The organism is candidate division KSB1 bacterium, from assembly GCA_034506395.1.
Classification (GTDB): Bacteria; Zhuqueibacterota; Zhuqueibacteria; order Thermofontimicrobiales; family Thermofontimicrobiaceae; genus Thermofontimicrobium.
This window is the reverse complement of sequence record JAPDPQ010000023.1, coordinates 74,887-82,688: the sequence shown is the minus strand read 5'-3', so window position 1 is coordinate 82,688 and position 7,802 is coordinate 74,887. Positions and strand designations below refer to the sequence as shown.

The following is a 7,802-nucleotide window of genomic DNA, read 5'->3' as shown; positions in this document are numbered from 1 at the left end:
TTTAAGACCACAGAAATGGAACAACCACAGAAGTGAAAATTCGAAATTATTGGTCTCAGAAATGAAAGGACACAGAAAAAATAGTTCGGAGACCTTTCAGTTCTGTGACCAAAAATATTTAAGACCACAGAAATGGAACAACCACAGAAGTGAAAATTCGAAATTATTGGTCTCAGAAACGAAAGGACACAGAAAAAATAGTTCGGAGACCTTTCAGTTCTGTGACCAAAAATATTTAAGACCACAGAAATGGAACAACCACAGAAGTGAAAATTCGAAATTATTGGTCTCAGAAACGAAAGGACACAGAAAAAATAGTTCGGAGACCTTTCAGTTCTGTGACCAAAAATGCATGAGACCACAGAAATGAAATCCCACAGAAACGAATTCTGGCTTACTTCATTTCTGTGGAACATCAATTCTGTGGGAGACTAAATTTCAAACTTGATAACAAAAATAAAGGATCACTGATCATGAAAATATTGTCTAAGGCTTTATGTTTAGCCTCACTTTTTATCATCTGGGAAATTTCTCCTTCATTCGCAATTGATACTGGCTATTCAAGCCGTGTCCAGCAGGTGCTGGCCTGGGCGGACACAGTTCAGACCGATAATTTTGTCATCGCAGCCGCCAAAATCCGAAATGAAAAGACCCGCTCCGACGGACTAAAGATGTTCGAGCGAACCCTGAAAAAAAGCCAGAACGTTCCCGCAGGCATGTTTACCTTTTACCAGCTCATGATCGGCTATCTCGCGGCGAAGGACTATATGCCCCCATCGCTCAAGAACCAGGTGCGGGATTTCATCGGCAGCGGCAAATTCTATCGCGGCGACACGGAGAATCACCTCACCATGTACTACACGGGTTTGTATCTGGCGGCACAGACCTTCTCCGATCTGCCCGCGGAGAAATGGTACAATGGCCAATCCGCCGCCAAAAATTTGCAAGAAGCCCAGGGCTGGTTCGATTACTGGATGAATATCACGACCACCATCGGCCAGGGCGAATTCGATTCGCCAACTTACATGGCTGTATTTCTGGCGCCCATGTTCGGCCTGTACCAGTTCGCTACTGATCCCGTGATGAAGCAAAATGCACTGATCATGCTGCATTGGCTGATCGCTGATTTTGCGGTCGAGCACCTCGATGGAATTTATGTCGGCGCTCACAGCCGCGATTATCCCGAACGGGTGATCACCCCGCGGCACAAGGATTCGGAGATGACCTACTGGGCCTGGCTGTTATTCGGTACGCTGGCACCCCGATTCAATTACACCCAATTGACAGCGGCCATGAGCGATTTCGAGCTCCCCGAAATCCTGTACCAGATCGCCACCGATCGCAGCCAACCCTACGTCCATACAGAAACCAAACGGGTGCGAAACATCATTCGCCTCGGCGATCAACGGAATCCGCCCGTTTACAAATACACCTACATGACCAAAGATTACGCGCTCGGTTCCATGATGGGCGGCATTTTGCAGCCGATTCAGCAACACACCTGGGATGTGACGTATGTGACGGATAGCCCCTACATGCGCATTTTCACGGTGCATCCCTATATCGGCGCACCCGATTTGGGCATGTTTTTTCCCGAGGAGATGAAGTTCTCCTTCGATGAAGTGTCTCGTGCCCATACGTATTATAGTAGTGAGAACAAGTGGTCAGCCACCTCGCCTTACGAACAGACCTTCCAGCATAAAAATGCGCTGATCGTTTTGTACAATATTCCTGAAGGTGAAAAGTATGCCCACATCAATGGTTTCTTCCCCAAAGATTTGGCCCGCCGCGAGGTCGATCCCTCGGGCTGGATCTTTTGCCAGGGTGGCACGACCTTCATCGCCTATTTCCCACTGAAACCGTACGAATGGATCGAAGAAAAAGATTGCTTTCGCTTGCGCAGTTATGAATTGAAAAATGGCTGCGTCGTGGAAGTGGCGCAGCAAGAGGAGTATCCCTCCTTTGAAGCGTTCAAAGCGCAGATCAAAAAAAATACCCTAGTGTACGACACCTTCGATCGAACGCTGATGGTCAGCTACACCACCTCGAATGGCGATGTAATGACCTTTCAATATGGAGGCGCCCGACGGTTGAATGGTAAGCCAATCAATTTTGCCGACTATAAACTGTTTCGTGGTCCGTTTTTGAATGCCGAGGTCGGCAGCAAAAAATTAGAAATCAAATATCATGAGAAAGGAATTATTTTGGACATGACACAATTGAAAGGTGAAATACTCCCCCTCTACGTTTGCAAAAAAATTGATGGCGATTTCTCGCTGACTGGTAAAATTGATCATCCGTTCTGGCAACAGGCGACTGCCGTGCCATTGGTCGATGCGATTACGGGTCAGCCAGGCCGATTCAAAACAGATGTTCGGCTACTGTATAGCGATAATTTTCTTTATGTGGGATTTTATTGTGAAGATGATTACATCTGGGGCACCGTCACCGAGCGCGATGGGCCGATTTATGATGAAGAGTGCATTGAAGTTTTTCTCAATCCCGCGGATACGAAACATCAATATTATGAAATCAATTTAAGTCCCAATAATGTGGTTTACGACGCCAATGTACTGAACAGTCGTACCCCTGAAAACGCCTTCGGCAAATTTGTGGCGCAGCCGCAATGGAATCTGGAAAAATTGCAGACTGCCGTTTGGATCGATGGCAAGATAAATGAACCAGGGAAAGGAAAAAGCTGGACCGCCGAATACGCCATCCCATTGGACGAACTATTTGGCGCGCCGAACTTGCCACCCAAACCTGGTGACACCTGGCGGGTTAATTTCTATCGTATCGATTCGCCGCAGAAGGGCAAGCCAGAGCATTATGCCTGGAGCCCCACGGGACGAATTGCATTTCATTTGCCCTGGAAGTTTGGATATTTGAGATTTGAATGAACAAGCCGAGATTTTCTATTCTCAATAACGATGAACAGTGAAATGTCATCCTGAGCGATCCGCTGACAGTTGGAGAGCGAAAAACTTTTTATTTTAGCGAACATATTTGCTCTTATTGAGGGATTCGTCTGCGCCTTGCACATCAGAATCAGAATCATTGTAGCAATGGCTATGAGATGATAACGGCTAACGAAACGAATTAAATTGAATGAGAGAAAACTATGTGGTGGAAAATTATTTTAGTTATTGTAACTGTTCTTAGCGTTTCAGCGGGCAGCCTTATGATCTATGGGATCTCTCGATGGGATCGTGGTACGCGAGAACTGCGCGCTCATTTAGAGGCATCTCGCATACCTGTGACTCCATCCAATTATGATCCTCATGAGCTCGAGGGATTGCCAGACCCGGTGCAGCGCTATTTTCAGACGGTCTTAAAGCCTGGGCAACCAATGATAGAAGCTGTAGACATAAATCAAAAAGGGATGTTTAACATGAGCGAAGCTGGGGAACAATGGCGGCCGTTCCAATCCACCCAGCGCGTCATCACTCGCCGACCAGGCTTCGATTGGGATGCTCGAATCCGCATGATTCCAGGATTGACAGTGCGGGTGCACGACGCTTATGTCGCTGGTGAGGGTGTACTTCATGCCTCGCTATTCGGTTTGATCACGGTTATGAAGATGCAAAACACCCCAGAGATAGCTCGAGGCGAATTGATGCGATTTTTTGCCGAAACCCCATGGTATCCGACCGCCCTATTGCCGAGCCAGGGCATTCAATGGGAAGCCGTAGATGAAAGCTCTGCTAAGGCCACGCTGCGTGATGGTGCAATCTCGCTCACGCTGCTGTTTCGATTTAATTCTGAAAATTTGATCGAATCGGTGCGGGCCGAGGAACGCGGCCGCGCCGTGAAGGGACAGGTGATCCCAACCCCTTGGGAGGGGCGCTGGAGCGATTACCAATTTCGGGACGCGATGCTCATCCCCACCGCGGGCGAGGTGGCCTGGATCTTGCCAGAGGGTTCAAAACCATATTGGCGAGGTCAAATCTCACAAATTCACTTTGAATTTGCCCAATAATTGTCCATTGCAATCATTGTTTGGCCAGGGATTTATCAAAAAATGGCTCGAATCATGAATGTTTGACAACGCGAGATAGAGTGAAGCCGGGACCCAACCCGTCACTTGCGATGGTGACTGATTGGATCGATTTCATCTGATGAAGGTCAAACAACTTCAAAAAGAAAGGGAGTACGAAGATGAAACGATCAATTATCATTCTTGCAGGAATCATTTTGCTTCTTTTAGCGAACATAAGAATCCGACATTTATCAATTCCATCGCGCTCATTCAAGCCGAGCGGACCATTGTTGGCAAATCAAGCAGCAGAGGGGACGGCAGAAGATGCGATGGGACGTCTACGCCACGAATGGCTTCGCCTACGTGATCCGCTTATCAATCAGATCCCGCGAAACATCGGTATTGAACAACTGAGATTTGCTAAAAAACTTATAGAGGAGACTCAGGGATATCCATCGATTTCGACCAATTGGGTAACCAGAGGCCCTTGGAATATTGGCGGTCGCACAAGGGCGCTCGCTATTGATCTGACCAACGAAAACGTCATCATCGCAGGCGGGGTATCCGGAGGGATTTGGAAGTCAACCGATGGCGGTCAGACTTGGCGGAAAACCACTGCACCAGATCAATTACATAGCGTGTCGTGCATCGCACAAAATTGCACAACTGGCAAAGAACATATTTGGTACTTCGGCACTGGAGAATATTATCCCACTGGCGGGACCGCTGCCTATCCAAATTTAAGCGATGCTTTTTTTCGCGGTGATGGCATTTTCAAATCGATCGATAGCGGTGAACATTGGTATCCGCTGCAATCGACGATTTCCAATACACCCGAAAACCCTGATCCGTTCGACTATATCTCTGGGCTCGTAACTTTTCCTCCCGATGGTATTTTTGCAGCTACATCCAACGGTTTATTTAAAAGCAATGACGGGGGTGAAAGTTGGCAACGGGTCCTGTATTTTGGCGAAAATTATCGAAGCACCGAAATTGCCATGACCCCAAAAGGTATCTGCTTTGCCACCATCGGAGGAATTGGCCCGGACAACGGCGTTTATCGTTCTGAAGATGGAAATACCTGGCATCGCATTTCCCCACCAGACTGGCCAGATACGACTCGACGGATCGCGATTGGCATTGCCCCATCAAATGAAAACATCGCTTACTTCTTTTGTGCTGTCACAGGCTTGCGAACCCAGTTGTGGAAATATGAACACAACTCTGGCTGGACGAATTTAACATCTAACCTACCCTATGGCGGAGAACTGACGACCTATGGCGGTCATATGATGATCGTTAGAGTAAAGCCGGATGATGAAAATGTGCTTTTCTTAGGTACCGTGGGGTTATATCGTAGCCGCGATGGCGGGAAATCCTTTGAAGTAATCGGCGCTTATGGCGATTTCCATGTGGATCAGCATGCTATTGTTTTTTTGCCCTCCAATCCAAAAGCGATGATTGTCGGCAATGATGGCGGCTTATTCAAGACCAACGATAACCTGGCCGAACCCAGTTATGATCCCAAAACTGGGGAACATCACATCGCCTGGCAATCTCTCAACAATGGATATCTCACCACCCAGTTTTATTCCGTAGCCATTGATCATACCACCTCCCATAGCGAAGTGATCTTGGGCGGCACTCAGGACAATGCCTTTCTTTTCACAACAACGGCTGATTCCCGACATCCCTGGGATTTCATTTTTGGCGGCGCCATGGATGGTGGTTTTACCGCGATAAGCGATGGAGGCAATTATTGGTATGGCACACAAGCTGGCAGCTTTGCAGTATGGCGGTTCGATTTTGCAACGGGCTCGCTTCGTTGGACCAATATCACTCCTTCCGCCCTTACCTCTGGGACCCTTTGGTTGCCGCCTTTTCTGCTCGATGCCCATGATTCCCGAATCATGTATCTTCCCTGGCAAAACCAGCTCTGGCGCAACTCTGATTTAACACAGATCCCTCACAAATTCCCGCCGACGCCGACAGATGTCAATTGGGAAAGGTTGCAACATATCGCTGGCGATGCCATAACAGCCTTGGGTATGTCCCCTGCCCTGCCGAGGCGGCTTTACTATGCGACTTTCGGCTGGTCCAATGGGGCAAAACTATTTAAATTGGACGATCCCCACATGGGCCAACCCAATCCAGTGGAAATCACTGGGAGCAATTTCCCCTACTATCCTTATAGCCCGTTGATTAGCTGCATTGCGGTCGATCCAATAAACCCCGATAAGCTTTTAGTGGCATTCCCCAACTACGGTGTCATCAGCATTTATGCTTCGGATGACGGTGGCGGTCATTGGCTCCCAATAGCAGGAAATCTGGAACAATTCCCAGATGGCACTGGCAGTGGACCATCGGTTCGCTGGCTCAGCATTCTCTACGTCAAGAACACACCGGTGATTTTTGCGGGAACCAGCATCGGTTTATTCTCAACGATTCGATTGGATGGCATGAACACCATTTGGGTTTCAGAGGGCGCTACATCTATCGGCAATGTGGTCATTGACATGATTGATGTTCGAGGATCAGACGGTTACGTTGTGGTCGGTACCCATGGCAATGGGGTTTATAGCACTTATGTGACTGAATTACCTTCTGGCATCGATACGTCCCGTCCCCTACCAAAAGGTTTCGTTCTTTATCCCACCTGTCCAAATCCATTTAACGAGACCACGACTATCCGCTTCGATCTGCCGAGCGCTGGTCAGGTGAGACTGCGAGTGCTAAATTTATTGGGTCAGGAGGTTGCGATCCTTTTGGACAAAACCCTCCCCGCTGGAAGTCACCGCTTGGACTGGACGGCCTCTAGGACGACCACTGGGATATATTTTATACAATTAAAGTTTGAAAATTGGACAGCCATCCGAAAAACAATTTTGCAGCGCTAATATTTTTGCGAACACATGATTTCGCTACTTATCCAAAACTCATTTCGAAATGGTTTAGCATTCGGTAAGTGGTTTTGATTGGGGCTATTTTGGTATCAGAACCATGAATGCCGTGGACGGCTATTGATTTAGAGGGCATATTGCTTGAGTGGCATGAGTGGTTGCGCAGTTCATGAAAGACCTACTAACAACATTTGGTGTCTCCAATTTGCCAGGTCTCAATATTTAGAGACCTAGAGGAAAAAGTGCTTGACAATTGAGTTTTTATGTATTATATTTAGGGCGCTTTTTGGGAACAAAAGTGGAATGGGATACCTGTTCGGGGCACCTCGATTCTTATTTGAGAGGGTGGAAGATGACAAAAGAAGATCTGGCCTACTTTAAACAGCTTCTCGAAGAGAAGCAGCGGGAAATTCTCGAAGAGTTAGGCTATATCAAAGATGTTACAGAAAATAGTTCCGAAGAGAAATTTGGCGAAGACACCACCTATTCAACCCACATGGCCGATCATGGCACCGATGAGCAGGAGCGGGAAAAACGGTTCTATCATGCTTCACGAGAAAATAAGTTCCTCATGTACATCGAAGAAGCTTTGCAACGCATCGAGAATGGGACGTATGGCATTTGTATCTCATGCGGAAAGGAGATCCCAAAAGAACGACTCGAGGCCGTTCCCCACACACAAAAATGTGTGCCCTGTAAATTAGCCGAGAAGCAGGAATAATTCCTGTTCATTGATTCCCATGATCCATTCACCCAACCAGGTTGGGGATCTTGGCCCCCTCAAAGGGGACCAAAATCTCCCCGCCATATTCCAATGTCACCCGCAGCTTTAGCGGCTGCACCAAATATTAAAACCATTTATGGTTTTTACCCTTTGATACCACCACTATTAGATTGCTCTATAGACATCCCTCACGCGGTCA

At 47.5% G+C, this 7,802-nt stretch carries 4 protein-coding genes; all 4 read left to right on the top strand.

The features are described 5' to 3' along the window. Positions 1-473 precede the first annotated feature (473 nt). The 4 genes from ONB37_14300 to ONB37_14285 all read left to right on the top strand — a co-directional run bounded on the left by ONB37_14300 (position 474) and on the right by ONB37_14285 (position 7,600). On the top strand, positions 474-2,900 hold the full coding sequence (locus ONB37_14300; GenBank protein MDZ7401330.1) for a carbohydrate-binding family 9-like protein: 2,427 nt from the start codon (positions 474-476) through the stop codon (positions 2,898-2,900). A 221-nt stretch (positions 2,901-3,121) separates the two neighbouring features. Continuing rightward, a complete protein-coding gene (locus ONB37_14295) occupies positions 3,122-3,979 on the top strand; it encodes a hypothetical protein (protein ID MDZ7401329.1) in 858 nt (285 codons plus the stop codon). Between the two features lie 179 nt (positions 3,980-4,158). After that, positions 4,159-6,876 carry a T9SS type A sorting domain-containing protein gene (locus tag ONB37_14290; GenBank protein MDZ7401328.1) on the top strand — a complete coding sequence of 906 codons (2,718 nt, stop codon included), beginning with the start codon at positions 4,159-4,161 and terminating at the stop codon, positions 6,874-6,876. A gap of 355 nt (positions 6,877-7,231) precedes the next feature. Continuing rightward, positions 7,232-7,600 (top strand): TraR/DksA C4-type zinc finger protein, encoded by a 369-nt coding sequence (locus ONB37_14285; protein MDZ7401327.1) that lies wholly within the window; start codon positions 7,232-7,234, stop codon positions 7,598-7,600. Positions 7,601-7,802 lie beyond the last annotated feature (202 nt).

What these genes read in the sequence shown, in the direction of transcription:
- ONB37_14295 (MDZ7401329.1), top strand. Translation starts at nt 3,122, where the DNA reads ATGTGGTGGAAAATTATTTTAGTTATTGTAACTGTTCTTAGCGTTTCA.
- ONB37_14300 (MDZ7401330.1), top strand. Translation starts at nt 474, where the DNA reads ATGAAAATATTGTCTAAGGCTTTATGTTTAGCCTCACTTTTTATCATC.
- ONB37_14285 (MDZ7401327.1), top strand. Translation starts at nt 7,232, where the DNA reads ATGACAAAAGAAGATCTGGCCTACTTTAAACAGCTTCTCGAAGAGAAG.
- ONB37_14290 (MDZ7401328.1), top strand. Translation starts at nt 4,159, where the DNA reads ATGAAACGATCAATTATCATTCTTGCAGGAATCATTTTGCTTCTTTTA.